The organism is Paenibacillus sp. FSL H8-0282 (assembly GCF_037963825.1).
In the GTDB taxonomy this organism is placed as follows: Bacteria; Bacillota; Bacilli; order Paenibacillales; family Paenibacillaceae; genus Paenibacillus_AQ; species Paenibacillus_AQ odorifer.
Genome location: NZ_CP150146.1, coordinates 1,339,821 through 1,366,567, shown reverse-complemented (window position 1 = coordinate 1,366,567; position 26,747 = coordinate 1,339,821). Strand labels below are relative to the sequence as shown.

The window sequence follows — 26,747 nt, the reverse complement described above, 5'->3', positions numbered from 1 at the left end:
TCGCTACTATCAAAAGAATTTGAAAATAATTTTATTTATTTTTAAATAAAAATCGGCATCGGATCTTCTTTCAGGTTGTTCTCCTGGATCCAGCTGCGCTCATCATTAAACAGATAAGCCCGATGTACCAGTACTGAGATTTCCTGACCCGGCTGCAAGGTTTCTTTCTCCAACGAACGGTAAGTGACCAGCTTGTGGCCATTTACTTCAACCTCAACGAGCCATTCGCTGCCGCGGAAATGCAGATGTTTCACAACACCTTTTTCCGTAGCAGAAGCCATCTTGAACTCATGCAGGTTACCCACTTCAATATATTCAGGACGAATCAGCGCTTTGGTAGGCTTGCCGTCCCCCGCACCTGTAAAGCCCTTAACCTCAGAAGCGTTCTCAATCAGCGTAGATTCGCCGATAAATGTTGCCACGAACGGTGTTTTGGGTTCCTTGTAAATATCCCACGGGGTACCCTTTTGTTCCAAACGTCCTTGATTAATGATCATAATTTCATCCGCTACTTCAATCGCTTCATCTTGGTCATGGGTTACAAAAATAGAGGTGATACCTACACGCTCAATCAGTTCACGCAGCCAAGCGCGCAGCTCCTGGCGGATCTTCGCATCAATAGCGGCAAAAGGTTCATCTAAAAGCAGCAGCTGTGGTTCAGGCGCAAGCGCACGTGCAAAAGCCACACGCTGACGTTGTCCCCCTGATAGCTGATGCGGATAACGTTTCTCGAACCCTTTTAACCCTGTAAGCTCCACAAGTTCCATAACACGATCGCGGATAGCTGTTTTGTTTGCCTTTTTAACCTTTAAGCCAAAAGCGATATTATCAAATACAGTCATATGTTTGAAGAGTGCATAGTTCTGGAAAACGAAGCCGATCCCACGTTCTTGAGGAGGAAGATTGTTCACCGTCTGACCATGAAAAATAATCTCTCCGGTATCCGGTGACTCCAGTCCCGCCAGCATACGTAGAATTGAGGTTTTCCCGCCTCCACTTGGGCCGAGCAATCCAATCAGGTGACCTTTTGTAATGGTGAAATTGACGTCCTTGACCGCATGAAAATCTCCAAAATGCTTGTTTAACCCCCGCACTTCTACATGCATATTACTGCACTTCCTTTCTTCTCTTGGTCCATTCCATCAACAGCAGCAGACCTGCGGAAAATGCAGCCAGAACTAGCGCTATTCCTCCAGCAGCCGTCACATTAAAATTCTCAACATCCTGATAGACTAAAGTTGTCGCCGTCTGGGTTTTGTTCATAATATTCCCCGAAACCACGAGCACCGCGCCGAACTCTCCAAGTGAACGTGCCACCGTAAGAATGACACCATACACAACCGCCCAACGAATCGAAGGCCAAGTTACCTTCCAAAAAATAGTCCAGCTACGAGCGCCCAATGTCGAAGCCGCTTCCTCCTGCTGTGAACCAATCTCCTGAAGCACCGGCATAACCTCACGCACCATTAAAGGAAAGGTAACAAATAAAGTGGCAATGATCATCCCGGGAATCGCATAAACGATCTTTAGTCCAATCCCCTCAAAAATCGCTCCCAAGGTACTATCGGGACCCAGCAACAGGACAATCATCAATCCTCCGATTACAGGGGATACCGCGTAAGGCAAATCCACAATACTGTTCAATAATCCTTTTAGACGCTTGCCGATCCAGTTCGCCCGAACAAGATACAGAGCCATCATAATACCGAACAATGTATTTAATAACGTAACTACTATCACAACAAGCCCAGTCATCATGAGCGCATGCAGCGCTTCAGGCCTAGTCAGAGCATTCCAGAAACCACCAAATCCTTCACTAAAAGCACCGATAGCCATTTTTCCTAATGGAGCAGCAATGAGCAGAAAAAACACTAAATAAGTAAGAGCAATCCATAATTTCCTCATGAGCGTCTCCCCCGCATCTGCAGCATATTAATCAGCCAAAGAATGAGAAAGGATAAGGTCAAGAGAATAACAGAAACCGCAGCGGCGGAGACCGGATTATCACTTTCAACTTCACCAAAAATAAAAACAGAAGATACAAGTGTACGGCCCGGAATATTACCTGCGACGAGTACCACTGCACCAAATTCCGCAAGTGCTCTTGAAAATGCGAGCATCCCGCCACTGATCATCCCAGGCGCCATTGATGGAAGAATAACTTGCCAGAATACCCTTGCCCCCTTGGCACCCATTGTATATGCTGCTTCCTCTTCGGATGGATCCAACTCCTCCAGCAAGGGCTGAACCGCTCGAATCACGAATGGAAACGTCACGAACACCATAGCAATTACGATAGCCGGTTGATGAAAAACAATTTCAAATCCAAGTGCCTCAGCTGCTTTTCCGATAAGGCTACCTGGTCCAAGCAGCAGTAGAATCATCAAACCTCCGACAGCTGTTGGTAGTGCAAAAGGTAAATCGACCAGACTGTTTAGCAGCGCTTTACCAGCAAATTGATAACGAATAAGGACCCAAGCAATCATAGTTCCTAACAAAACATTAATTAAAGTGGCGAAAATCGCCAGCTTTAAGGTTAGCAGCACCGACTTCCAAGCAATTGGATCGCTGACGCTTTCCACAAAATTTCCAAAACCAAGAGAAAAAGAGTTGTAATAGACCCCGAGTATGGGCAACACGATCAATACTACAAAATAGAGCAAAATTGTAGTTCGGAAACCCCAAGTCCAGCCTTTGTGTCTAAGCAGCGAATTCAATGATTTTTGCCCTCCCACCTCCGGATAACCGGTCGGTATACTAACCAAAATCCTCATTAATTATTCCTATTTATATACTTGGTTTTATATTATTACTACTTTACCAAATCCTTCTCACCGCCGTCAATTACTTTCAAGTGAATTTGGGTTAAAATATATGTATCAAAGGTACACTAAAAAATGGCACCTCACAGGAAGGGGATTGATTATGTTGCATACTCTGGAGATCACTACTACAAAGCGGGATGAATTACGTGATATTACTCGGGAAGTCATTTCTTATGTGAAAAAAAGTGGAGTTCAAGACGGATTGATTGTAGTTTATTGTCCTCATACCACTGCTGGTATTGCTATTAATGAAAATGCGGATCCTGATGTGAAGCATGATGTTCTGATGCGTTTGGATGAGGTCTACCCTTGGGAGCATCCGAAGTATCGGCATGAGGAAGGCAATACTGCCTCTCATCTTAAATCTATTACTACCGGGCCTTCCCAGACCCTGATCATCCACGAAGGTGAATTAATTCTCGGTCGTTGGCAAGGTATTTATTTCTGTGAGTTCGATGGACCTAGACGCCGGCAATGTTTCTTAAAAATAGTAGAGGGATAATAAACATACAAATGGCCGCTTCCGTTATCGCTGCGGAGCGGCCATTTAGACTATAACTAGAGTCTAGTAATACTTTCATCAAGCAGAGAAGCAGTGTTATACCAATGCACAGCTTTAAAGTGAAGATCTATAAAAAAAACAGCATTTTAAAGGCTGCGACATAAAACCTTTATATGAGCTAACGCTGCCTCTTTCACATCGTCAAACGATACTTTATCCTGGATATAATAAGAAATAAATCCGTGTGCAGACAAGAACATTGTCAACGGCACATTCTGCCAGTCCTCAGACACATATCCCTCTTCCTTCATATGACGGCGCACAATACTTGAGAATAAATCAAAACATCGTCCCTGTTCTGCTCTACAATAAGCTAGCAATTCCTCATCGCGAATCATGAACATAATTTCATATTGATAGGGATGATCTATTCCAAATCTAATAAATTCCATAATCAGCTGTTCTACCCTTGTCATTCCTTCTTCAGGCGGTTTATTCATCACTTGACTGAGTAAAGCAGCCACATGATTAAAATCCTCTACAACAATAGCGTAGAACAACTCCGCCTTTTCCTTGAAATGATAATAGAGAGAGCCGTGGCTATATCCCAAATGCTGACCAATACTTCGCATTGAAATTGCCCGATACCCTTTGGTTATAAACAGATGCCTAGCGGCCTCTAGAATCCTTTCCCTCGACAACTCCTGCTCCACTGCTCTCCTTGCCATATACTAATCCCCTTCGCTGTAGTAAATCCGCCGCCCTTCTGTTATCAGGGCTTGCCCTTGGGTTAGATCTGTTATCCATGCCATAAAAGTCTCACCCTCATCATTTCGCGGCAAACATAACAACGTTACTTTGTCGGTGAACAAAGTCTCGCCAGTCTGAATCCCTCTTCCTCGAAGTTCGTTCTCAACCTTGCCCAGCCAAGTGTACTCGATCTCTACGAATACCTCTCGTCTCAGTACACGGGTGATTACTTCTCCTGCTTCAAGCGCAAGCACTGCTCCATCCGTATAAGCTCTAATCAGCCCACCGGCACCCAGCATAATGCCTCCGAAATAACGGGTAACTACGATTGCGACATTTTTAACTCCCTGATTGCGGATTACTTCCAAAATCGGTTTGCCGGCTGTCCCACTCGGCTCCCCGTCGTCCGATTGCCTCTGGATTTCGTCTCTCTCCCCAATCACATAAGCAGAACAGTTATGCGTTGCGTTCCAATGTTTCTTCTTGATGTCCTCGATAAACAACAAAGCTTCTTCTTCATTCTCCACTGGCATAACATGACCAATGAAGCGAGATTTACGGATCACAACTTCCTTTGAGCCGGAAGAGCGGACCGTTTGATATTGTTCTAACATAATTATTCCAGTCCTTATTTACATATGATGTCTTCATATAATGTCAGGAGCAGTCCCGGTATTGGATTACCTATGGACTGCTCCTGGTGACTTACATTAGTATGAATGTTCTGTGATTAATAGCTATTGTAAAACCTACTACAATACTATTCAGTAAGTCTTGCTTCCAGCTCTGCTTTTTCTTTTTCGTAACCTGGTTTGCCAAGCAATGCGAACATGTTTTTCTTGTATGCTTCTACGCCTGGTTGGTCAAATGGGTTAACACCGAGCAAGTATCCGCTGATACCGCAGGCTTTTTCAAAGAAGTACACCAAATATCCAAAGGTGTATGGTGTTTGATCAGGAATAGTAACGATAAGGTTAGGTACTTGACCATCTGTATGTGCAAGCATTGTACCTTGGAAAGCTTTCTTATTCACGAAATCCATAGTCTTTCCTGTTAAGAAGTTCAAGCCGTCCAGATCATCCGGATCATTCTCAATCGTAACATGATGAGCTACTTGATCTACTTGGATAACCGTTTCAAAAATGTTGCGGTTACCTTCTTGGATAAATTGACCCATGGAGTGTAGATCTGTGGAGAAATCAACGGAAGAAGGATAAATTCCTTTGAAGTCCTTACCTTCACTTTCGCCAAACAATTGTTTCCACCACTCAGATACAAAGTGTAAGGAAGGCTCATAGTTGACGAGGATTTCAGTTGTTTTACCTTTACGGTATAGAGCGTTACGAACTGCAGCATATTGATAAGCTTGGTTAGTAGCTACATCTGGATTGTTGAACTCATCCGCAGCGGCAGCAGCACCTTGCATCATTTCTTCAATGTTAATGCCAGCTACAGCAATCGGCAGCAAGCCTACAGGTGTCAATACGGAGTAACGTCCGCCTACATCATCTGGAATGATGAAGGATTCATAACCTTCTTCAGTTGCCAATTTCTTAAGGGCACCTTTTTCCTTGTCTGTAGTAGCGTAAATGCGTTTACGAGCTTCTTCCTTGCCGTATTTCTTCTCCAGAGCAGCGCGGAAAATGCGGAAAGCAATCGCTGGCTCAGTAGTAGTTCCAGATTTGGAGATTACGTTCACGGAGAAGTCTTTGCCTTCTACTAGATCAAGCAGATGCGTGATGTATGTAGAGCTAATGTTATTACCAGCGAAATAAACTTCTGGAGTCTTGCGTTTATCTTTAGAAAGGTTATTGTAGAAAGAATGCGATAGCGCCTCAATAGCTGCGCGTGCTCCCAGATAAGAACCTCCGATACCAATTACAATCAGTACCTCGGAATCGCTTTGGATCTTCTTAGCAGCTTGTTGAATGCGAGCGAATTCTTCCTTATCATAAGCTGTCGGCAGATCGATCCATCCAAGGTAGTCAGAGCCTACACCAGTTTTGTTATGCAACTGTTCGTGTGCTAGCTTAACTGGGGCGGTAAGGTTGTCGATTTCTTGTTGGTTAAAAAACGAAAGAGCTTTTGTGTAGTCAAAATTAATCTTCTTAGACATCGGTAATGGTAACCTCCTGTTTTATCTCTTTAAATTTAAAACCGCTTGTTACAACTTTATAATTAGGATACTTTAATTTGCCTTGACTGGCAAGGTCTTAGGGCACATAGAGGGCATTAGAACCAAGTTTTCCAAAGTTCCTTGGAAGCGTTTCCTGTATCAAAAGACATAGGTGTGCTGTGGTGCTGGACAAAGTGCCGTGATAGAATAAAGAAAACGGAAGGTGGCTATATAAATGAAACAAATCGGTTTTATCGGACTCGGAACAATGGGTGCGCCTATGGCCTCCAATTTACTACGTGGCGGCTTTCAGGTTACGGTATACAACCGTACGGCAGCCAAGTGTAAACCTCTTGAAGCAGAAGGTGCCCAGACTGCTCTCACGCCCCGCGAAGCGGCTGAGGGTAAGGATGTTATTATTACCATGATCAGCAATGATGATTCGGTTCGTGAAGTGTTTTATGGTCAAGATGGTATACTTGATGCTGTGAAGCCTGGTGGACTAATTATTGATTCCAGCACAATTTCACCCGGACTAGTTCGTGAGATTGCCGCTGCTGTAGAAGCGCGCGGTGGACATTTCCTAGACGCGCCAGTAACTGGAAGCAAACCGGCAGCGATTGAAGGAACCTTAGTGTTCATGGTCGGCGGTAGTGCTGAGGTCATAGAACAACATCGTGATATCTTTGATACTTTGGGTAAGAAGCTGCTACATATGGGTGAGAACGGCAGCGGCGCTGTGGCCAAGCTGGCTCACAATGCTATGGTTGGTATTCATAATGTTGCCCTAGCCGAAGGATTCGCCATTGCTGTTAAATCAGGCGTACCAGCAGACAAGTTCCTGGAACTGGTACAACTTGGTTCTGCGGGCAGCAAACAAGCTGAGCTTAAAGGCCGTAAAATCATAGAAGATGATTTCAGCAATCAATTCTCCCTCGCTCTAATGCTTAAGGATTTGAAGCTTGCCTCTGCCCACAGCGATGCAACAGGCGTTCCTTCTCCTATGCTGGGCTTGGCTAAAAGCATGTTCCAAGCTGGATTCACCCAAGGTTATGGTGAAGAAGATCTCTCTGCCGTAGTGAAATGTTACGAAGAGTGGATCGGCCAAAAGATGGGTGCAAATGTATCCAATAAATAAATCCAAGAGCTCAAAACCTACTTCATAAGAACATTTACGACCGCCTCGCACATGATATTGCGATGCGGTCTTTTCTTTATGGACAATCCCATTGTCGAACCAATTATACGAACGTTTGTTTGTATAATTATAATACCAAATTAACAATTGTAGTGCAAGAAAATATTGGTTGCTGTGGAGTTACTCAGAACGTTGTGGTGGTGTTGGTGGGATAGTTACTAAGAAGGTCGTGAAGTACTGGTTTGTCGCAAAAGTTACTGTATTAGTGATGAAACGGTGGATTGGTGCTGGTGGAGTTACTGATGAGTTGCTAAATAGTCGCTTAAAAGTTACTGAGGGAGTGCTGAAATGTTGGGTAAGTGCTGGAGAAGTTACTGGATGAGTTGTTAGATAATTTCAGAAAAGTTACTGAAGGAGCGCTGAATTGTTGGATAGATACTGGAGAAATTGTTGGATAGTCACTGGGTGAGCTGCTGTTTAGTTGCTGCTTAGTTACTGGAGGAGTCACTGGGTGAGCTGCTGTTTAGTTGCAAATTGGTTACCAAGATGATCGCTTGATGACTACGGTATATCCCGTATTTTCTGGAACCTCTCCCTCGCTCCAAACCTTAAGCTCCTTTAACTAAGTAACCTCTGCGGTACACAGCTATCTCTATTGGACTCAGCTGACCTTATTCGCAGTATAATCCCACATTTGGCATGCTATCGGACTCCATAGTCACTATTGGCATGAAAAAGGCCAATTATGAGCCTGTTTCTATGGAATAGCTGCACTGGAGTCCGAAAACCTGCTCAAAAGGCTATAAATTTGCTAATAGCGTCATCTGGGTCCTTAAGCGGTAGGATTGGTGGTGACCGGGTGCTACATTGGTGTTGATCTAGTGTTAACGTCATCTGGGTAGTCACGCAGTGGGTTGGTGCGGACCCGGTGCCTAAAGTTGGTGATGACACAGCACCTTCGGACTCAGCTGACCTTATTCGCAGTATAATCCCACATTTGGCATGCTATCGGACTCCATAGTCGCTATTGGCATAAAAAGCGCCAATTATGAGCCTATTTCTATGAAATAGCTGCACTGGAGTCCGAAAACTTGCTCAAAAGGCTATAAATTTGCTAATAGCATCAGCTGGGTCCTTAAGCGGTAGGATTGGTGTTGACCGGGTGCTACAGCGGTAGGATTGGTGTTGATCCGGTACTAAATTGGTGTTGAATCCAGTGGTAATGTCATCTGGGTCCGTACGCGGGGAATGTTGTTGACCCGGTACTAAATTGGTGTTGCTCCAGCGCTAACGTCATCTGGGTCTGTGCGCGGTGGGGATGGTTATGACTCAGTGCTAATTTGGTGATGATCCGATTCAGCCCTAACGTCATTTGAGTCCTTAAGCCTCAAAATAGAATGATGAATACATAATTGAACATCAAGCAATATCACCAACCAACAACACAAAAAGCAGCGATCCTCCAATAACAGGAGAACCGCTGCCTTGCTGACTTTTACGATTTTTAAATTGAATCCGGGTCGTCTCACTCATAGAAAAAAGCAACTTATAGGACAGCCCTTAGAAAAGTCTGTTTTCTATAGAACCGGGTAAGAACAGCAATAATCAGTTACTTCAAATACTTCCAACGCAAATTTAGAGTTGCCAGGAACATTGAACGTTGACGCTCCCTTAATCTCCTGCCATACCTCAGTGCCGGGAAGCAGCACTTTAAGATCGCCGGACAGAATCTCCATAATTTCAGGACCATCTGTACCAAATTCATACACACCCGGCAACATGATGCCCAGTGTCACCTTAGATCCATCTTGCAAAATTACCGTACGGCTGGTTACTTGTCCGCCATAATATACATTGGCTGCTTTTTCGATCGTTGCGTTGTTAAACTGACTCATTACTTGTTCTCCCCCTAATGATTATTCAGTTAATTACAGAAGTGCTTTCACACGGCTAACTACGTTCTCTACAGTAAAGCCGTATTCTTTCATAACTCTATCGCCAGGGGCGGAAGCTCCGAAAGTAGTGATGCCTAGGATATCGCCTTGGTCACCAGTGTAACGTTCCCAGCCGAAGGTTTGTGCCATTTCGATAGCAAGACGGGCTTTGACTCCTGGAAGAATTACGGAATCGCGATATTCTTTGTCTTGTTTTTCGAACAGATCCCAGCTTGGCAAGCTGATTACACGAACATCGATGCCTTCTTCTGCCAAAGCAGCTTGCGCTTTAACTGCCAACTGTACTTCAGAACCAGTTGCGATAAGTTGTGCTTGTGGAGTGCCATTTTTGGAATCAGAGACAACATAACCACCACGTTTGATGTTTTCACGAACGCCATCTACGGTTCCAGCAAGAATTGGCAAGTTTTGACGAGTCAGAACCAAAGCAACCGGATTCTCTTTGTTTTCCATAGCATAAGCCCATGCTGCAGAGGTTTCGTTAGCATCAGCCGGACGAATAACAGTCAGACCTGGGATGATACGCAAGGAAGCCAATTGTTCGATTGGTTCATGCGTAGGACCATCTTCACCAACTGCAATACTGTCATGTGTCAGTACATAGGTTACTGGCAATTTCATGATCGAAGCCAAACGAATTGCTGGACGCAGGTAGTCTGTAAATACGAAGAATGTTCCTCCGAATACTTTAAGACCAGTGTGCAGAGCAATACCGTTCATTGCAGCAGCCATACCAAACTCACGTACGCCGAAATAAATGTTGCGGCCATCATAAGATTCTGGTGTGAAAGATGTCAAACCATTCAAATGCGTCATAGTGGAGCTTTCCAAGTCAGCGGAACCACCCACTAGCTGAGGAACGCCAGCAGTCAGACCGTTAAGCGCACTACCGGAAGCGACACGAGTCGATACTGCTTTATCTTCAGTAGTGTAAGTTGGAAGGTTAGCATCCCAGCCTTCTGGAAGATCGCCATTGATTACTGTTTCGAATTGTGCAGCTAGCTCTGGATATGCTTTTTTGTAAGCCGCAAATTTGTCGTCCCAAGCTTTGTTAGCTGCGATTCCGTTTTTCTTCACTTCTGCAAAATGTGCACGAACTTCATCAGGCACATAGAAATCTTCTTCGTATACCCATTTGTAGAAATCTTTGGTCAGCTTAGCTTCTTCTGCTCCAAGTGGGGAACCGTGAGTACCGCCATGGCCGCCTTTACCTTGTTTGTTAGGGCTACCATAACCAATAACTGTCTTCACTTCGATCAAAGTCGGTTTGCTAGTCTCAGCTTGCGCCTCAGCAATAGCTTTTTCAATAGCCGGAAGGTCATTTCCGTCTTCTACGCGCAGAACTTGCCAACCATAAGCATCAAAACGTTGAGCTACATTTTCGGAGAAAGAAAGATTCAATTTACCATCAAGGGAAATATCATTTGAATCATACAATACAACCAATTTTCCGAGTTTCAAATGACCAGCAAGAGAAGCGGACTCAGAAGAGATCCCTTCCATAAGGTCACCATCACCACAAATAGCATAAGTATAGTGGTCAACTATGTTATGTCCTTCTTTGTTGTAGGTTGCGCCCAATTGAGCTTCGGCCATAGCCATACCAACGGCCATACCAATACCTTGTCCAAGCGGACCTGTAGTTGCATCAACACCAGCTGTGTGACCAACTTCCGGGTGACCAGGAGTCAAGCTACCCCATTGACGGAATTGTTTCAATTCTTCCATAGGAAGATCATAGCCGCTAAGGTGCAGCAAGCTGTACAGAAGCATGGAACCATGTCCAGCGGACAATACAAAACGATCGCGGTTTACCCATGTTGGATGATCAGGGTTATGATTCATTGTTTTTGCAAACAGTTGGTAGCCCATTGGTGCAGAACCCATTGGCATACCTGGATGGCCGGAATTCGCTTTTTCGATAGCATCAATAGCCAAAGTACGAATTGTTGTGATAGACAGGTTATCTACTGTTGAGTTTTCTTCCTTCTGGATCGCTTGTTCTTGTTCACTCATTTAATAGTTCCTCCTCTGAAATCTCAAGAATGTCATTTTGACTCTTATTGTATCACTAGTGTGGAAGCAATTCCAATTGTTTTTAAAAACTCTTTGTTTGACAGCTTATGTTTTGCAATATCTACGCATTTATATACGCAAAAGTAACTATGTCATGAGACGGGTTTTTACTTAGCCTATGGTCTAGTTTTCTATTGCGACTAAAGTTTGTTTTACAATGCTCGAATATAAAGTAAGATGGAGTTACTCAAGTAAAATTTTCATTCATTATCCAATATCTCCAAGTGGAAAGGAATTCTGAACATGACTTCGAAAAAGGATGTTTATATTGTGCTTACCGGTACAGGTACAGCCTTCAGTGGTTTCATTAAGTGGTTTACAAAAGCTGATCTGAACCATGCTTCGATCGCCTTTGATAGTGAACTACGTGAGGTGTACAGCTTCGGAAGAAAAAAAATGCACAATCCATTCGTCGCGGGTCTGATTCAAGAAAATTTCATTCACCCTTTCTATAGCAGCGCAAATTGCTCTATTTATCAGTTACGTGTCAGTGCAACAGAATACGATGCCATGTACAATCATGTCCAAGGGATGATGAAAAATCAGGAACGTTATAAATACCATCTTTTAGGCCTGATCGGCGTACTTCTAAATGTTAAAATAGATCGAGAGAACGCTTATTTCTGCTCTCATTTTGTTGCTTCCTTATTTGAAAATACCGCAGTTCAGCCTGTGAATAAGCCTTCCTGCTTTGTTACCCCGGAGGATTTCGCTCTTTCACTCTGTTCCCATAAAATATTCAGCGGCAAGTTATCCTATTATGTGCGTAGAGCTCAAAGAGCCTCTGCACGTTCGACGAATATACCTTTACATACACCTTCCGTTGCGACAAGAATGATGAGAATGAATGAAGAACGGACTGAAGGAGTTATATAAGTTATTGCTCGTAAAAAAGGGCTATGCGGATCGTATTTCCGCGTAGCCTTTTTAGATGGAAAAAGGATAAAGTCGTAGATGTATCATTACTTCACACGATGGTTCCGAAAATATTCGGACCAATCGCCAGCGATCACAACAGTAACTGTATCAATTTTGGTATTGTACTCATTCTTAGCTGTGAAGGTAAATTTCACTGGACCATCGGGAAGTTTCACAAATGCTGGATCATATAATTCGCCTGTCCACAAGGTTTTGTCACTGTTCGTTGGATTTAGTTGCGTAGAATAACCTCCCGTCATCGTTACCTCAACAGTATCAGGTAGACCGGTTGCTATCCCTTGCAATATAAATCGCTCACCTGCCCAAAACACATTGTAGCCTCTTGGACTCTCCTCATTACCGCTCTTGTTCAAATTGTAGCCTTTACGGTTGTTATTCCATTCCTCTGTGTGCTGGACCCCACCTTTAATACTCAGTAGATTAACCATGAAATATTTACGCGCTGAGATATTACTCCAGTTATAACCATCAAAAGCTTCCACTTCCACGGCATATTTTTCGTTCTCAACCAATATTCCAGTTGGCACTTGCCACTGTTCGGCACTTGAATTTTGTTCGCCAGATTGAACCTTAACCATCCCTGTCGCCAAGTTGATAATTTGTACCTTATACCGCTGTTGTTCATCTCCATCCTCATCTTGATAATCCCACTTGATGATTGGTGTAAGCGTACTTGCGATCATAGGCTTACTTGAGTCAGTACTTGTTGGGTACGTTATCGTTACGGTCGGTTTACGGTTGGCTACGGTGATACTCAGAGATAGCTCTCGATACAGTCCTAGAGAATCCGTAACGGTTTGTTTCAAGGTAAAGACGCCATTTGAGGTGAATTTCTTCGTAAATTCATCTTGAGTACTAGCCAATCCTTCCGTCCCGTTAGATGATTTCAAATCATACTTATGGCTGATCGTATCTCCTTTTGGAAGGTCTGGATCCGTCGCTTTGCTCTTGATATTTAGAAGATCCGTGCGATAAATCGGCTCTTTGGCAGCATCTCTGCCTGTATCCGTGATAAGTGTGAATCCGGGCTGCGGCGGATTGTCGATGATAAACGTTTTTTCGTTAGATATTTCTGACCAGCTTAATTTGGAATAAGCCCGACCATATACGGTGAAGTATTCAAATCGATTGAATGTATGGTTAGGGAGTTGATACTGCCGCAGCTGACCTGTGGTGTCAAGGTTTTCAACTGTCTTAACTAAGAGTCCGTCTTTTGAAAAAAATTCTAAACGGTACTTCTCCTGCGGATCACTCTCTGGGTCTGTATAATTCCATTTAATTAATGGATCTCCTTGTATTTCGGCATCTATAACGGATGGATTGGTTACGGTTCCCGCCGGGGTTATCAACGTCATTGAGGGCGCTAGATTTTTAGTAACACTCACCTTCAACGTAGCTATATTAGACTTATCACCGATCTGATCGATAACCCAGTGTTCCAATGTATAGATACCGGACTCAGGAAAATTAACATCAATACTAGGAGTTCGAAACCATTGCGTAAGGCCATCACTATCTGTTACTTTCCAGAAGTATTGCAGACTAGCGACGTCGGAGGGATCTCCATCCTCATCAAAAGATGTATATTGTCGGGTATCATATTGGAATACTGCCGATGGACCATTAATAGCAGCTGTTGGAACATGATTTTTAACAGTAAATACGCGTGTTGCATTGGAACTTAAAGCTCCAATACTTGAGGGATTAGGTACGTCTGTTGCCTTAAGGCGCATTTCCCATCCTTCTGATATAGCCTGCTGCGGTGAAATTCCGTTTCCAGCAATAAGATCTCGTATCGTCAAAGATTGGTTGCGGTTACTGCCAGCATAATAATAAGGACTATTGCTGAGTTTGGCGTACCATAAATAAGCAAGCGAATCTCCATCTTCATCAGGCTCTGGTGTTAGATTATCCATTGTAATTACAGTGTCTCGATATACTTCAGCTGGCATGTTAAATGCTGCTGCGGGTGGGTGATTAATCACTTGGACATTTTGGCGATACCAATCTGACCATAAACCTCGGTTGTCATGCACTTGTAAACTAATTTGATAATTACCGATCCCAAAAGCTGCGATATTAGGTGGCGTTGTAGCTCCACCCCAATGCTCCCAAACTTTGTTCCAACCGTCTTTGATAACCGTCCAGTAATACACATCTAATGGATCATTATCCGGATCAAACGATTTGTCTGTTATGGTAGTAGCTTTACGATAGGAAACAATATTAGGATCAACACTAAATAACGCTACGGGAGGTAGATTACCTGCAGCCCCCACCGTCCTTACACACCAGTCGCTCCAGACCCCCAACCCATTTTCGCCATCGACATCACGTACTCTAAGGCGTATGTCATATTGTACAGAACTCGGTAATTGAGCTGGCGGTTGACCATCTGTCCATATTTCAGAATCAGTTTTTTTATACTGCCATTGCCAAGCTATAAGTCCCTTATTAACAGCCGTGATGTGGTCCAAATCGTAGGAACTATCTGTTAGCAGAAGAGATCCCCACGCCAGTTTGGCAGCAAACAATGCAATTGGCTTTCGATGAACATGATAGGTCATTGAAGATAAATTATCTCGGCTCCATAAACGATAGACATCGAATCTGTCATCGTTTTTAGGATTATCTCGTGCTTGAAAGGTTGCGTTATAGAGTCCGCTATATGGAAAGGAGGTATACCTTTCTGAACGCCATAACCCACTATCCGAAATGATACCCATCGAATTATCGAAGAAATACGGGTTATGGTCGTATCTATAGCGTTCTTGATATTTAGAATCTCCTTCATAGTCCTTGTATGTGGTTGATAAGTCTATAGGAGTGTTAATCAATATAAAGGATTTATTCCTAAGCCTATAGGATACATTAACGACCAACGATTTCTCATCCTTATAATTATAGGGATCCACAACCTTGATAATGATATTGTGTCGTCCGGGAGGAATTCCGTCTGCCAAAACATCTATTGGGATGGAAAACCATTTATTATTTAGTGCCTGTTGGACATTGACTTGTTTATAGAACACATTAGGAATTTCAGCACTAACGACTAGATCATTATTGTCCACATCTCGAACATATCCTTCGATATTCATACCACTGAATCCTGGCTCATTCAGTAGCTGCTGCTCGCTTGGTGTAGTCACTGTGAGCGTAGGTGCTGAATTTATTACTAGAGGTATGTTATCCCAATCATAATATACGTTGTTATGCCAACCATTCATCCATTCGTTAGGTTGGTGTTGCGCATCACTTGCTCTTAGTGCGACTTTAAGGGCTTTTGGAATGCCATACTTCGCTGGATAAGCATAACTTTCATAAAAAGCGGTTGTATTTCTGTCAAGGTTAAACTGAAGACTATCCGAACTTTTCACAGGTGGCATTTCTTCAATTCTCCATGAGGCATCAGTAGCATAATCAGTATTACCACTTCCATCTGTCCTGTACATATAACTGTAAATATTAAGAAATCTAGTACGCTGCGTATCATAGTACCAATTAATATCCCCTGATGTTAAAACTACAGGCGCATCAGGTACATAATCGTAGCGCAGTATTCTTGTTGTTAGATCAAAAGTAATATTGGTTAGGGTCATAGCAGGCATATTCAAACTTAAAGATCCTATATTCCCCATAGCTGGCTCCCAAGGAGTTGTTTTATTAAATCCTTCAAGACGGATATCCATAAAATTGATGATATTTGGGTCACCTGTCGCCTCTACCTTTGCACTCCCCGAATAAAATTCAGGGAATGAAAGAAGTAGTAATACAAGGGCCATAAACGTTGAAATTGTTTTTTTTAATTTCTGCATCTCTAATCCTCTCTACCATGACCAATCGACATCAGGTGCCTGATTTTTAACCGTGAAGATCCGTTCGATCACATTTTGTGTAGCTTCTGAATCTATGGATTGCCGATCAGTCTGCGTCACAAACTCCTCGATGGTCGGCTGGCCAAACTCTTCAAATACAGTTAGTCTTACTTCGTATTTTCCGACTTCCTTTACCTTGAGATTCAAACGATCTAAATTCTGATTATTAAAAATAACCCATGGTTCACCCGAAAAATTTCCGTTGTTATCAGAATCGTAGCGGTATTCCCAAAGCCTTCGAGCCACCATATCTTGGTCTGGTGAGTACGACATATCATCTATTGATAGGGTCGCTTGATTACCATCTGAAGGATTGCGATACGCTGTTCCAGCCATCGTAAAGTATGCAAAAGGCTTCTGGTCTGGTGCTATATCAAAAGTTGTTTCGTTTCTGGCAGTTAGCCCTAATGTATTCTCCACATAAATGGTTGCTTTATATTTCCCTGGCTTCTTGAATAGCACATCTTTGCTATATACTCCGTTCAGCGATCCGCTATATTTAATATCAGAATTCGTTCCACCTGATACGGCTGTGATCGTGAATTTAGTCTTAGCATCTACTAATGGGTAGTGGGTCGGGCTACTAACGTAACTTTGTATGATAACCTTTCGATTTTGCTTTAATGTACCATCTACCCTGATAGATGCATCTGGTTTTGGCTCAATGACATTAACCTCAGTACTAGTACTTCCAGTCATTTTGTCGTCGTCCATTACAGTCAAAGCAAGTGTTTGTTCCCCCAAATGGTCTTTATCATACCAAAGCGTTCCCCTTGGCAAAGTGCTCAATTCTCCCTTAGCATTAGGCGTATCCCAAAAGTAATCCGTAATATAACCATCGGGGTCATACGACCCTGCTGCACTGGCTACAAACTCTTGTCCTGCTTTTACAGTTTTCGGTGCATTTATAAGAGCTACTGGGGGTTTTAACTCTCTCGGTAGTTCTGGCGGTGATGTAGGACCTGGAAACCCTCCTCCCGGAGGACCTGAGGTTGTATACACTCCTGCTTTGACTGTAAAAGATTCTTTTAACGAGTCGAACTTACTTCTTTTGGTCACGACTTCATTCTTAAATCTCACTACTATACTTAGTTCGTACTCTTGACTGTAGTTACTTTTACCTGCCACTTTCTCCTTCGGAATTTCAAACTTGAAAGTTTCGTTTGCCGTTAGAGTTTTGATATACATCTTTTTTGTCTGGAGTGAGCCTTCATTACCTTTCTCTTTGGCATAAAAAATCCATTCTGAAATGTTTGATGTATCTTTATAGGATAGCAGCTCACCCTTCAATGCGATCTTAACCGAAACATTCTTATTATCAAACTTAATTGGGTTTGGATTAGGTTGTTCTAGAATTGCAGAACCTGTGAGTGTAGCTTCATCTGGGAGACCATATTCAAAGCTGACTGTTCCCCCGTAGCTGTAGGTGGTGACTTTAGCGTCTGCAGTGTAATAATAGGATGCGAATGCTTTATACTTTCGTCCTTCCGCTTTACCAGATAATCCGTCATTACTTTCTTTATCCCAAGGAACACCGTCAGGGATCATATAATTCAATATAATTCTCCCATTTTTAAATTTAGGATCGTCTGCATATGATGATTTTTTAAAAGGAATAACTTTTATAGTAGATTGAATGATATCTTGATCATTAATAACATCATTTACCGATCCGTTATACCATTTTAGATATTCTTTATCTTGATAAGGTCCTGCCGTTACCTTTGTTCTAGGTGGATTTTTTGAGGGATACCCATCAGTGGCAATTTTATCATCTGTCACCATCCGATCATTTCTTTCATCGTATTGATTTATTTGCCATCTTCTTCCGTCTGAATACAACCAAATCGAGTTGTATATGTCTGTTCTATACATTGCTTTCCAAGAAGCTTTATATCCTACTACATTACTAATATATTTTTGATTAGGCACTCCTTTAAGTGCAACTTTGATTTTCCCATTTTCCAACGAGATGCTTATTTTTCCATTAGATCCAGTATATTTTAAAGTGCCTGTTTTGATAGAAGAGCCAGTTATACCATTAGGTAGCTCCAAATAAAAATCTTTAGCTGAATTGTTAGATCCAAGCAAACCAGTCGTAATAGGAACAGAAATTGAAGTTAATTTTGTTTCAGCAGCTTGCACAGATGTGGAGAATGCAAAAGGAACAAGTAACAAAAAGCACATACATATTAAAATATCTTTTTTCATATTGATTGTCCTTTTAATAGTTGACTATTAATTTTTCATCAAATCCACCAGCATGATACATACGAATTGCAAAATAGTCAAAATCTTTTTCATATAAAAATGCTTGATAAGTGGATAGTTGTTCCCCTGGCTTGAGCGTGTAGTAATAGAATGCACTTTTATTGTTGATTTTCTCTTCATTTACCTTCGGCCAAATCGGGTCTAATTCCCCCCCATCTTTTAGTGATAAAACCCATTTATCTTTTTGATCATACAATGCTCTTTTCACAATACTTTTGCTGTTGTTTTTAATTATTATCTTAGTCCAAACCAAGTATTTAGGATTGCTAACCATTACTCCAAATGAGTCATATTTAAATTGTTTCACTAAATTTTGTGCATCTTTTGACTTGAAATCATAAATCATAAACTTCTCCAGCGTATAACTAAGCCCACCCGCCGTAACCGTAACCGGCAACTCTAAATCCTTTTTCAAACCATATTTACTTAAGTTATCCCTCATAATGGGTGCTGGTGTAGCAGCAGGTTTTGCTGTAGCTGATGGTGTAGATGCGGTTACTGGTGTAACCGCTGCTGCGTTAGTAATCACGTTTTGCCCCGATACCATGCTAAGTAACATTGTTGTAGTCAAAGCTGCTCTTAAAATGTTCTTCTTCATCACTGAATCTCTCCCTTTTCTTTAATTGGCTTTTCTTACTTATTGAACTTATATTCCTGAACTGCTGGCACCCTAATGGGCTGTTGTGTTTTGGATCTGAAGATCAGAACCGGGTGCTCCGTCTCAATGACGGCAATAACCGAAGGACCTGCGATGTATTTGGTTATGCCATATTCGCTATCCTCGTATAAAAGTGGAAACGTCACACCATCGGAATCATCAATAATATCGAATTTCACAATCTTTACTTGTGTCTTAAAACGATTGCTCCCTTGGGGGAAAAGGCCGCTATCAAGGCCTAGATTGTTCTGCAGGGTTTGCTGAAAAGTATCGTACGCTTCTGTAGGATCTATAATCAGACGACCACGAGTCAATTCGGTCTCATCTAATTCCTGTGCGGCATCGTGAACAGCGATATTATTTGCGTCTTTTAACATGCTGCGCAGCTGGTCCCACTCCTGATTCTGGATCTGAAAGAACCAGGAGTAGATAAAGATCAGTAGGACAAATGCCAGCTTAATAATGTAATCCATAAATTACGCTCATCCCTTAGTCAATCGAGATACTCACTCATAATTGATCCATGCCCATAATATCGAGTCGGCTGCGAAACCGTAGAAAAATTATAAGGAAACAGATTTATCCGCGGCGCGGTTACATACACATCAATTCGTTGCTTTCGCTCTTGAACGGTGTCTGTACTGCTAGTAATTTCTATCGAAGCTTCAAAAAATCCAATCGCCTTCAGATTTGAAATTACTTCATTCCGCATAGAAGCTGTAACCATCCCCTCTGTTGCTGCTTTTTGTGTGATATAGGACGTATTAGCTTTGACCTGTAAATCTAGCAGATAATCTATGTAGGAGAAGATAGGCTGCAGGATAATAAACAGGACTAGCCACATGAACAATGCCCGGAGGACGGTCTCCTTCATTAGACACGCCTCCTTCTAATACTGTTCCACTTGCTTAGTATGTGAGATGATATCGTCCTGACTGCTGCCGATCATATGCGTAGCTACCGTGACAAACATCCCCGCAATTACAAAGCCAATGGCCAAAAACATAGCGACGGAAATAGAGTCTTTTTTCATCTGACTTATACCAAAACGTGAGTCATGGACATAGTTAGTGCAGTCTGGCTGGAATCCAGCGGTTGAGTTAGAGATACCCCCGGGATCGTCGGTCTATTATCATCGGCAGCATTAATCACGTCACGCACCAGAGGAATCAAAATGGCAATTACGATGGCCACACACAAAAAACCGATAGCGATAAACAAACCTGTAGAAATAGCGTCTTTTTTCATTGTTAATTTCTCCCTTTTTATTTTAGGTTTTAAAAATAAGGTTGAATATACAATTTTTCACTGGAACATGCCGACTCCATTAAAATTTCCTTTGATTAGCAAAATGTACTGCATCGCCATGGCAACGATCATCAAAAAAGTAGCAATCGATGGAATAACATTAATAATCGTCGATAGATCACCGATGAAAGACCATTTTTTTAAATACTGATCGCTGGAGATTTTGGAGATAATCTTGCCTTGTTCACGCAAATAGTTTGCAGCTTCCGTGTCATCATCCATACCTTCTGTCGCCAGCAAAATGGACCGGATGTCATTAATAAAGTGATGGTTATCCGGAAATTTGGCACAAAACCATTCAATCGCCCCCTCCACACCCTCATCTACTGCCCGTTCTGACAGCTCATACAAATCCTGACGTATATATTGAAAATGTCCCGCTGTACTCCCACAAAAAGCACCAAACTGCACATATCCGCGCTTACGTAGGCGATTATTCTCATAGAGACGAATGAAGGAGATCAACTCGCCATCTTTTTGAATATTCGTCTTTTGGTGAAGCCACGCCAACACCCAACCAAGCGGAAGATAACGCATCGGACTGCTGATTACGAGAATAAGTAGAGCAATTAGAGGGTCATAGAATGAAAAAGGAACAGATCGGATGAAATCGCTGACGACTTGGCTAAATAAATAGATGATTGCCGCTGAATAACGAAATAGCGTAACTTTTCGAGCCGAAATTGATAAATTGCATTCATTCAACAATTGCTGAAATCTATCACTCTGCACGTGTTCACCCAGCGAATTCCACCGGATGCCCAGTCGGACAAGATATCGTTCCTGCTTACTGCTGCTGCTCACAAACACAAGTAATGCGACATACACGATTCCGATCACTGTAATTAGTAGCAATAATCTATCCATAGTTCATCACCTTAGTGGTAATCCAGTTTGGGCCTGGCAAGAATAGTACTGATCACAAAAGAGATAAAAAGACCGGAGACGATCACCATCAAAAAGGAAAGGCCTACCGTAGTTTCGAACTGCAGTTGAAAATAGACATCGGGCTTCAGCATATACATAAAGGTTCCAACCGTAGATACCAGCACCAGAAGATTCCCATATAAGCCAAGGCTGATCGCATCTCTGCTTCCTGCTTTTACAGTTAAAATCGTCTCTCTCTGCTGCTCCATAGAACGATTCAACAGCATTAGCGAGCTTTTTAAATAACGGGTTCCCTCCTTCTCAGCATAGAGCAGATCTGATATAAACTCTAAAGCGAAGGTGGTGCCAATCGCGCTGGAGAATCTCCCTGCCTCCTCAACAAGCTCCTTCTCATTACTGTAATTAGAAAATGCGGCACCTAGCAGCTTCAGAGGGCTTTTTAGTACATTTTTATCTGTAAGAAAATCCGCTGTCCGATCAAGGATCGAATCTACCGACAAATGTGTGAATTTAGTGGATATTTTGACTACATCGAGGAGATCGTAGCTTCCATGTACCTTCCGCTGTGCATAGATGTATCTCATACGAAAATAAGGAATCGTCGCAGATATTACAGCTATAAAAAGCGGAAATCTCCACGCCCCCTGAATCGGCTGTCCTTCATTAAAAGTAATCCCCTCCAAAAAAGGATTGTTAAAACTCAACCTTCCAGGGAGCTCACTAAGTGTCAGTAGTCCTGATAAGAAAACCGCAATAAACAAAATGGCTGTACGCATAACAAAACGCATAACGCTAATACCCGGTTCATACTTCCGGTGTACGAAATACAGAAGCTTGTCCAGATGGCGGTAGAGCCACAGCCTTTTTTTAACCGAGCTAACTCTTTTGCCAAAAATACTCATCTTATGTTTAATTCGAAAATCGAATTTCTGGACTACCTGCCGTAAATGCCTTTCGATGAGCAGTTTGGTGAGTAACCACAGTCCCCACACAATCCATAAATGAAGGACAAAACGAAAAATATAAAATAGTAAATCCATAGCTGTACCTCCTCACTCATTAAGTACTATCTTAGATTTCAAGCTTTCTTTAAGCGGCTGATCCATTGGTTTTGTTGAAGCAAGTCGTCCCAGCTCTTTCTGGACAATCTGTGTAGCCTCCGCATTTTTCTTAGTCATTTTCAGCATCAGATTTTTCGTCAGCTTGTCATTATAAGACCAACACATTTCCTCCGGCTCCCAGCGCATAAGATCATTAGCAAACACTGAATTTCTATCCTCTTCGTAAAAGATTTCTGATATTCGCGCCAGCCGCTTCTTCCCGTTTGGGACACTCTCCAAAATAAACACCAGCTCGCATGATTTCAGCGCAGAGATCAAATGCCCCTTTAGACTCCCGCCAATTCTTGTGGATACAGCAAACGCACCTTGATAAGGAATGTCCTCTGAATCCACGGTGTGGAAGGTTCCGGTAATCCCGTCGTATCCTTTTTCCCCACTCCACAAATAAAATTCCCACTCGTTATAACGCATCTCTGTCATATACAAAATATTTGGGTCATGCCGCAGCGACTCTACTCCCACCTCCATCAGTTCCTCATTCGCAGCTTGAATTGGAATAATCCGATGGCCTTTAATTTGATACGGTAAAATGGATTCCGGATGTTTCTCAATCATCACTACTCCCATACAGAAGGAAGAGCCAAGCAGTTGCTCACCAACGATCGTATTGGCAAAGGTTGTTTTTCCTGACCCTACAGCACCCGCAATAATGGTATTGCGAAACGTGGACGATAACGCCCGAATAAACTCAACCGCCTCGGCAGGAATACATTCCGTACCCGCTTGATCTTCCAAATCCAGAAATTCCACAACCTGTCGCCGCAGTGATATCGTAGTAAAACCCTCCCAGACCCTAGGTGATACCCAAATCGCAAGCCGAATAAATCTACCTGGCCAAAGCGGATCATCCATTTTGAACTCCACCGAAGGATTATCCTTGTTCAGCTTTTTATTGGGATCACTTTTTAGCAAGGAACGCTTCAGCTGCTCCACCCGATCCAGTGAAGGCATCTCATACGGGTAAGCTATAAACTCACCTTTATGGTTATAAAAAATTTGCTTCCCAATCATTTGTAATCCGGTTGACTCGCTGTATGCACGATCAGTAAACCAACGATACGCTGGTCCAAAACCCTTCCACTCGTGATACAGGGCCTCTGCCGCCGTTCGGTACGCTTCTGGAACCTTTCCAGTAAAAGGTGTTTTTCGTAAGTACTTCTCAATCTCATTCATAAAAAAGCTAACTGCCTGCGGATCGCCAATTAATGCCTTTGCATTTAGCTCGAAGTAAGCGTCATCCTCACGTTCTAACCCTTCGTTCATCTCGGTTTTCATTTTTTGTAAAAAAGCATAAAAATCTTCCTTGCCCGGTTTGCTAGTGCGCAGCACGCTTTGTTTTAGAGAAAAGAGTGGACGACTCGCGAGAGTTTCAATCATAGAAATATCCCTTTCTTTTTGGCCTCTGGCGCTAATCCCATCGACACCAATAGAGAATGTACCTTATCATCCACATGCTGTAGCTCTTTTTTGCCTAGAGGCAAGCTTTCCTGCAAGGGTTGGTAATACGGTAGCTCCAGCAAGATTTCAGTGCCAAATCTAAGGGCCATATTTTTGGACGAAGATATTTCCTCCACATTACTGCGGTTAATGATCAGCTGGAAATCATGCGGACGCAGATCTATATGCCCCGCAAGCTCGAATAGAGGTTCTAATCTGTGTTCATGTTTAGGATGAGTGACAATCATGCGTAACGACGACTTTTGCATACCGACATACCACGCAGCACTCTCGGGAATTGAACCGAAATCAGCAATAACCATATCCGCATTTGCTCCAGCTCTAGCCAAGAAATATTCGATCTCTTCCTCCAGATAATCCTGGACACTCAAGTAGTCGTAATTCCCCGGTAGATACAAATAGCCATCCTGCCTAATCAATTGCTCGAAATCTTCATCATGAATCATCTTCCCTGTAAGCTTGGGGCGCAGTTTGTCTAGACTGATCGTCGCTTTGCGGTCATACCCGGGGTCATATAAATCCAAACCAAGTACAAGAACACGTAGACCTGCCGCAGCAATTCGTCTTGCGAACAGCTTCGCCACACTCGTGCAGCCAATGCCTGGACCTGAGCCAAAAAAGCCAACCAAATTGCTCCGTTCCTCGCCATCCTCTTCCAGGATAAAACGAATCTTCTCTATCACTGCTGACGAGGTAGAACGAGGAGGAATAAAATATAGACCTAAGCTTTCACACAACATATGCACAGCTTGATAGCCGCGAATTCCCTTTTGCAGATATAAATACAGGATCATAGAGCTTGGATATTTGTATCGCAGCTCGCTAAGCGCTTGAACAGATACCTGGTCACTAGTAACCATTAACATATGACCTTCGGTATGCGCCGGATCGGGATACACGTTTTGTGTAACTACATTAAATCCCGCGTTTTTGATATCATTAATCGTTAACTGATCTATGCCCAGACTAAATATTTTCAAGGCAATCTCCCCCTACTCTACCCGTACGATCCACAGTTTTTTGCCCTGCTCCAAAAATTGCCCTAGCCGTTGACCCTCACTTTTCTTCAGCTTCAATTCTGGTGTCGCCACCTTGCCAGTAGAAGTGAATCGGTTATTGTTGTTGCCTTTCTCAGAATCCTGCACATCATTATTGTCTTCTGTTCGCACATAGTTCACGGTAACTCCAGATAAAAAGATCTCTTTAGCAGGATCGCTAAGCAAGCTTTGTTTTTTCACCTGTTCCTCGTTTTCTTTTTTAACTGTATTTGAACCAAGCGCCTCTCGCTGCTTCTCTCGCTCACCTTCTACAAGATAAATGTCTACCTTATCCCGGCTTCGCAACGAACCATTGATGGCATAAATAGCCTCCTTCGGAATAGGAAATATACCTTCATCCTGCAAAGGCTCTAAATCACTTACATCCACCAGTGATGCTGTCAAAATACTACCGTTAGTCAGATTCACATTCGTAATTTTGTACTCCACTTGTGCGATTTCCGTAATTACACCAGAAGGTATATCCTTGGTCTGAACAGAATCCAGATACAAATCACTTGCTTTCAGCTCATAATTTTTAGGTAGAGATTCCCCAGCTCGCACCTTAACTTTAACCACGGTTTGGGAAAGCACGTAGGGCTTGAAATAGAGATCATAACCTAGCAATCCCCCGAATCCAGTAATCAAAATGAGACTTGCGAAAAAATAGTTACGTTTTAACAAACGTCCCCGCTGTAACGCCAAACCTTCCACCTCCTTAACTACATGATTTTTGAGAACGACAAAAAGCACCTTGGCATAAATAGCCAAGCTGCTGGTAAAATGCTTTTTTACCTGATAGAGATTTAGTGAACTATTAAATTAAAGGATTCCGGTGAAAGCCCTCGGGCATAACCGTTGCTTTCACCGGAGAAGACCTTTATTTAAATACTACAGTTTTATTCTGATGGACGAGAATCCGGTCCTCGATATGCCATTTCACCGCACGAGCCAGAACAACACGTTCAATGGTACGCCCAATCCGTTTCAGCTCAATAACATCATCACTGTGGCTTACCCGCTGCACATCCTGTTCAATAATCGGTCCACCATCTAGTTCTTCAGTAACATAGTGAGCGGTTGCCCCGATAATTTTCACCCCACGTTGGTACGCTTGGGCGTATGGATTGCCACCAATAAAGGCAGGCAGGAAAGAGTGGTGAATATTAATAATCTGATGGCGATAATGCTCAATAAAGGACGGCGAGATAATCTGCATATACCGTGCCAATATAATAACATCGATATCGTCTCCGATGACCGCTAACTGGCGTTTTTCTGCTTCATCCTTAGTATCCGCTGTGACTGGAATATGATGAAATGGAATGCCAAACGACTCGACATAAGATTTCATATCCAAATGGTTACTAACGACGAGGGCAATATCGGCATCGAGATCGCCCGCTTGCCACTGCCAGAGCAGTTCAACAAGACAATGGTCTTCTTTAGAGACGAATATGGCAAGTTTCTTCTTATGACGAACATTAAAAATCTTCCAGTCCATCTTAAAACGCTCCGCCACTCCGCCAAATTGAGAGCGAATCTCTTCCAGACGATCGCCTAATTCAGGTAGGTCAAACTCGACTCTCATAAAGAACATTCCACCATCTGGATCCATCGTATACTGATCCGACTGCACAATATTTGCGCCATGCTGATACAGAAAGTGTGATACAGCCGCCACAATTCCCGGTCCGTCAGGACAGGAAATGAGCATACGTGCCCGGTTGGAATAATGCTCGACACCTGACGAATTGTTTCTTTTTACGTGTAATTCCATGACCCTCTTCCCATCCTCTCATCTACATACGCAATCTGAAGTATAGC

At 42.7% G+C, this 26,747-nt stretch carries 25 protein-coding genes; 4 read left to right on the top strand and 21 right to left on the bottom strand.

All coding sequences use genetic code 11. The features are described from left to right. Positions 1–41: 41 nt before the first annotated feature. From cysA to cysT, 3 genes are read right to left on the bottom strand one after another with little or no spacing between them, the layout of a single operon-like run. Positions 42–1,106, bottom strand: a complete 1,065-nt coding sequence (gene cysA, locus NST94_RS05940) for a sulfate ABC transporter ATP-binding protein (RefSeq protein ID WP_076104838.1) — start codon at positions 1,104–1,106, stop codon at positions 42–44. Position 1,107: 1 nt separating this feature from the next. Next, a complete protein-coding gene (locus tag NST94_RS05935) occupies positions 1,108–1,905 on the bottom strand; it encodes a sulfate ABC transporter permease subunit (RefSeq protein ID WP_076104839.1) in 798 nt (265 codons plus the stop codon). After that, positions 1,902–2,717, bottom strand: coding sequence for a sulfate ABC transporter permease subunit CysT (gene cysT / locus NST94_RS05930; RefSeq protein ID WP_076128166.1), 816 nt, complete (start codon positions 2,715–2,717; stop codon positions 1,902–1,904). Before cysT ends, NST94_RS05935 begins: the two co-directional genes overlap by 4 nt. A 208-nt stretch (positions 2,718–2,925) precedes the next feature. On the opposite strand from cysT, the gene NST94_RS05925 reads away from it, so the two are divergent. Continuing rightward, positions 2,926–3,327: a secondary thiamine-phosphate synthase enzyme YjbQ gene (locus tag NST94_RS05925; RefSeq protein WP_076128168.1), complete on the top strand. Its 402-nt coding sequence runs from the start codon at positions 2,926–2,928 to the stop codon at positions 3,325–3,327. A gap of 146 nt (positions 3,328–3,473) precedes the next feature. Here NST94_RS05925 and NST94_RS05920 read toward each other — a convergent pair whose 3' ends face one another. From NST94_RS05920 to NST94_RS05910, 3 genes are all read right to left on the bottom strand, one after another. Beyond that, positions 3,474–4,055 (bottom strand): TetR/AcrR family transcriptional regulator, encoded by a 582-nt coding sequence (locus NST94_RS05920; protein ID WP_036681739.1) that lies wholly within the window; start codon positions 4,053–4,055, stop codon positions 3,474–3,476. Between the two features lie 3 nt (positions 4,056–4,058). Next, positions 4,059–4,691 carry a YigZ family protein gene (locus NST94_RS05915; protein WP_076128170.1) on the bottom strand — a complete coding sequence of 211 codons (633 nt, stop codon included), beginning with the start codon at positions 4,689–4,691 and terminating at the stop codon, positions 4,059–4,061. 146 nt (positions 4,692–4,837) lie between these two features. Then, positions 4,838–6,193, bottom strand: coding sequence for a glucose-6-phosphate isomerase (locus NST94_RS05910; RefSeq protein WP_280752585.1), 1,356 nt, complete (start codon positions 6,191–6,193; stop codon positions 4,838–4,840). A 235-nt stretch (positions 6,194–6,428) separates the two neighbouring features. Between NST94_RS05910 and NST94_RS05905 the strand changes: the two genes are divergently transcribed. After that, entirely contained in the window at positions 6,429–7,331 is a 903-nt protein-coding gene (locus NST94_RS05905; protein WP_076218826.1) for an NAD(P)-dependent oxidoreductase, read from the top strand. 169 nt (positions 7,332–7,500) lie between these two features. Further along, entirely contained in the window at positions 7,501–7,713 is a 213-nt protein-coding gene (locus NST94_RS05900; protein ID WP_076185779.1) for a hypothetical protein, read from the top strand. 1,195 nt (positions 7,714–8,908) lie between these two features. Here NST94_RS05900 and NST94_RS05895 read toward each other — a convergent pair. Next, entirely contained in the window at positions 8,909–9,226 is a 318-nt protein-coding gene (locus NST94_RS05895; protein WP_036681729.1) for a pyrimidine/purine nucleoside phosphorylase, read from the bottom strand. A gap of 33 nt (positions 9,227–9,259) precedes the next feature. Continuing rightward, positions 9,260–11,302 carry a transketolase gene (tkt, locus tag NST94_RS05890; protein ID WP_076128175.1) on the bottom strand — a complete coding sequence of 681 codons (2,043 nt, stop codon included), beginning with the start codon at positions 11,300–11,302 and terminating at the stop codon, positions 9,260–9,262. 303 nt (positions 11,303–11,605) lie between these two features. Between tkt and NST94_RS05885 the strand changes: the two genes are divergently transcribed. After that, complete coding sequence (locus NST94_RS05885; protein ID WP_036681725.1) at positions 11,606–12,238, top strand: hypothetical protein; 633 nt, start codon at positions 11,606–11,608, stop codon at positions 12,236–12,238. 86 nt (positions 12,239–12,324) lie between these two features. Here the strand turns inward: NST94_RS05885 and NST94_RS05880 are convergent, their stop codons facing one another. From NST94_RS05880 to purU, 13 genes are all read right to left on the bottom strand, one after another. Next, positions 12,325–16,119: a hypothetical protein gene (locus NST94_RS05880; protein WP_339281770.1), complete on the bottom strand. Its 3,795-nt coding sequence runs from the start codon at positions 16,117–16,119 to the stop codon at positions 12,325–12,327. A 12-nt stretch (positions 16,120–16,131) separates the two neighbouring features. After that, positions 16,132–18,390 carry a PKD domain-containing protein gene (locus NST94_RS05875; protein WP_280752583.1) on the bottom strand — a complete coding sequence of 753 codons (2,259 nt, stop codon included), beginning with the start codon at positions 18,388–18,390 and terminating at the stop codon, positions 16,132–16,134. 13 nt (positions 18,391–18,403) lie between these two features. Beyond that, positions 18,404–19,048: a hypothetical protein gene (locus tag NST94_RS05870; protein ID WP_076302215.1), complete on the bottom strand. Its 645-nt coding sequence runs from the start codon at positions 19,046–19,048 to the stop codon at positions 18,404–18,406. Between the two features lie 35 nt (positions 19,049–19,083). Continuing rightward, positions 19,084–19,581 carry a hypothetical protein gene (locus NST94_RS05865; RefSeq protein WP_076282021.1) on the bottom strand — a complete coding sequence of 166 codons (498 nt, stop codon included), beginning with the start codon at positions 19,579–19,581 and terminating at the stop codon, positions 19,084–19,086. Positions 19,582–19,601: 20 nt separating this feature from the next. Further along, positions 19,602–19,982: a hypothetical protein gene (locus NST94_RS05860; protein WP_076142343.1), complete on the bottom strand. Its 381-nt coding sequence runs from the start codon at positions 19,980–19,982 to the stop codon at positions 19,602–19,604. A 15-nt stretch (positions 19,983–19,997) separates the two neighbouring features. Next, on the bottom strand, positions 19,998–20,141 hold the full coding sequence (locus tag NST94_RS05855; RefSeq protein ID WP_162636675.1) for a hypothetical protein: 144 nt from the start codon (positions 20,139–20,141) through the stop codon (positions 19,998–20,000). Positions 20,142–20,146: 5 nt separating this feature from the next. Next, on the bottom strand, positions 20,147–20,356 hold the full coding sequence (locus NST94_RS05850; RefSeq protein WP_076128184.1) for a hypothetical protein: 210 nt from the start codon (positions 20,354–20,356) through the stop codon (positions 20,147–20,149). A 57-nt stretch (positions 20,357–20,413) separates the two neighbouring features. Next, positions 20,414–21,283: a hypothetical protein gene (locus tag NST94_RS05845; RefSeq protein WP_076194733.1), complete on the bottom strand. Its 870-nt coding sequence runs from the start codon at positions 21,281–21,283 to the stop codon at positions 20,414–20,416. Between the two features lie 11 nt (positions 21,284–21,294). Then, positions 21,295–22,344, bottom strand: a complete 1,050-nt coding sequence (locus NST94_RS05840; RefSeq protein ID WP_076128188.1) for a hypothetical protein — start codon at positions 22,342–22,344, stop codon at positions 21,295–21,297. Positions 22,345–22,356: 12 nt separating this feature from the next. Continuing rightward, complete coding sequence (locus NST94_RS05835) at positions 22,357–23,802, bottom strand: ATPase, T2SS/T4P/T4SS family (protein ID WP_076302216.1); 1,446 nt, start codon at positions 23,800–23,802, stop codon at positions 22,357–22,359. Beyond that, positions 23,799–24,863: a hypothetical protein gene (locus NST94_RS05830; RefSeq protein WP_076302217.1), complete on the bottom strand. Its 1,065-nt coding sequence runs from the start codon at positions 24,861–24,863 to the stop codon at positions 23,799–23,801. Before NST94_RS05830 ends, NST94_RS05835 begins: the two co-directional genes overlap by 4 nt. A 12-nt stretch (positions 24,864–24,875) precedes the next feature. Further along, positions 24,876–25,625, bottom strand: a complete 750-nt coding sequence (locus tag NST94_RS05825; RefSeq protein WP_076277691.1) for an SAF domain-containing protein — start codon at positions 25,623–25,625, stop codon at positions 24,876–24,878. 175 nt (positions 25,626–25,800) lie between these two features. Then, complete coding sequence (gene purU, locus NST94_RS05820; RefSeq protein WP_076219715.1) at positions 25,801–26,700, bottom strand: formyltetrahydrofolate deformylase; 900 nt, start codon at positions 26,698–26,700, stop codon at positions 25,801–25,803. Positions 26,701–26,747: the final 47 nt, after the last annotated feature.

What these genes read in the sequence shown, in the direction of transcription:
- cysA (WP_076104838.1), bottom strand. Translation starts at nt 1,106, where the DNA reads ATGCATGTAGAAGTGCGGGGGTTAAACAAGCATTTTGGAGATTTTCAT.
- NST94_RS05935 (WP_076104839.1), bottom strand. Translation starts at nt 1,905, where the DNA reads ATGAGGAAATTATGGATTGCTCTTACTTATTTAGTGTTTTTTCTGCTC.
- NST94_RS05925 (WP_076128168.1), top strand. Translation starts at nt 2,926, where the DNA reads ATGTTGCATACTCTGGAGATCACTACTACAAAGCGGGATGAATTACGT.
- NST94_RS05920 (WP_036681739.1), bottom strand. Translation starts at nt 4,055, where the DNA reads ATGGCAAGGAGAGCAGTGGAGCAGGAGTTGTCGAGGGAAAGGATTCTA.
- NST94_RS05915 (WP_076128170.1), bottom strand. Translation starts at nt 4,691, where the DNA reads ATGTTAGAACAATATCAAACGGTCCGCTCTTCCGGCTCAAAGGAAGTT.
- NST94_RS05910 (WP_280752585.1), bottom strand. Translation starts at nt 6,193, where the DNA reads ATGTCTAAGAAGATTAATTTTGACTACACAAAAGCTCTTTCGTTTTTT.
- NST94_RS05905 (WP_076218826.1), top strand. Translation starts at nt 6,429, where the DNA reads ATGAAACAAATCGGTTTTATCGGACTCGGAACAATGGGTGCGCCTATG.
- NST94_RS05895 (WP_036681729.1), bottom strand. Translation starts at nt 9,226, where the DNA reads ATGAGTCAGTTTAACAACGCAACGATCGAAAAAGCAGCCAATGTATAT.
- tkt (WP_076128175.1), bottom strand. Translation starts at nt 11,302, where the DNA reads ATGAGTGAACAAGAACAAGCGATCCAGAAGGAAGAAAACTCAACAGTA.
- NST94_RS05885 (WP_036681725.1), top strand. Translation starts at nt 11,606, where the DNA reads ATGACTTCGAAAAAGGATGTTTATATTGTGCTTACCGGTACAGGTACA.
- NST94_RS05880 (WP_339281770.1), bottom strand. Translation starts at nt 16,119, where the DNA reads ATGCAGAAATTAAAAAAAACAATTTCAACGTTTATGGCCCTTGTATTA.
- NST94_RS05875 (WP_280752583.1), bottom strand. Translation starts at nt 18,390, where the DNA reads ATGAAAAAAGATATTTTAATATGTATGTGCTTTTTGTTACTTGTTCCT.
- NST94_RS05870 (WP_076302215.1), bottom strand. Translation starts at nt 19,048, where the DNA reads ATGAAGAAGAACATTTTAAGAGCAGCTTTGACTACAACAATGTTACTT.
- NST94_RS05865 (WP_076282021.1), bottom strand. Translation starts at nt 19,581, where the DNA reads ATGGATTACATTATTAAGCTGGCATTTGTCCTACTGATCTTTATCTAC.
- NST94_RS05860 (WP_076142343.1), bottom strand. Translation starts at nt 19,982, where the DNA reads ATGAAGGAGACCGTCCTCCGGGCATTGTTCATGTGGCTAGTCCTGTTT.
- NST94_RS05855 (WP_162636675.1), bottom strand. Translation starts at nt 20,141, where the DNA reads ATGAAAAAAGACTCTATTTCCGTCGCTATGTTTTTGGCCATTGGCTTT.
- NST94_RS05850 (WP_076128184.1), bottom strand. Translation starts at nt 20,356, where the DNA reads ATGAAAAAAGACGCTATTTCTACAGGTTTGTTTATCGCTATCGGTTTT.
- NST94_RS05845 (WP_076194733.1), bottom strand. Translation starts at nt 21,283, where the DNA reads ATGGATAGATTATTGCTACTAATTACAGTGATCGGAATCGTGTATGTC.
- NST94_RS05840 (WP_076128188.1), bottom strand. Translation starts at nt 22,344, where the DNA reads ATGGATTTACTATTTTATATTTTTCGTTTTGTCCTTCATTTATGGATT.
- NST94_RS05835 (WP_076302216.1), bottom strand. Translation starts at nt 23,802, where the DNA reads ATGATTGAAACTCTCGCGAGTCGTCCACTCTTTTCTCTAAAACAAAGC.
- purU (WP_076219715.1), bottom strand. Translation starts at nt 26,700, where the DNA reads ATGGAATTACACGTAAAAAGAAACAATTCGTCAGGTGTCGAGCATTAT.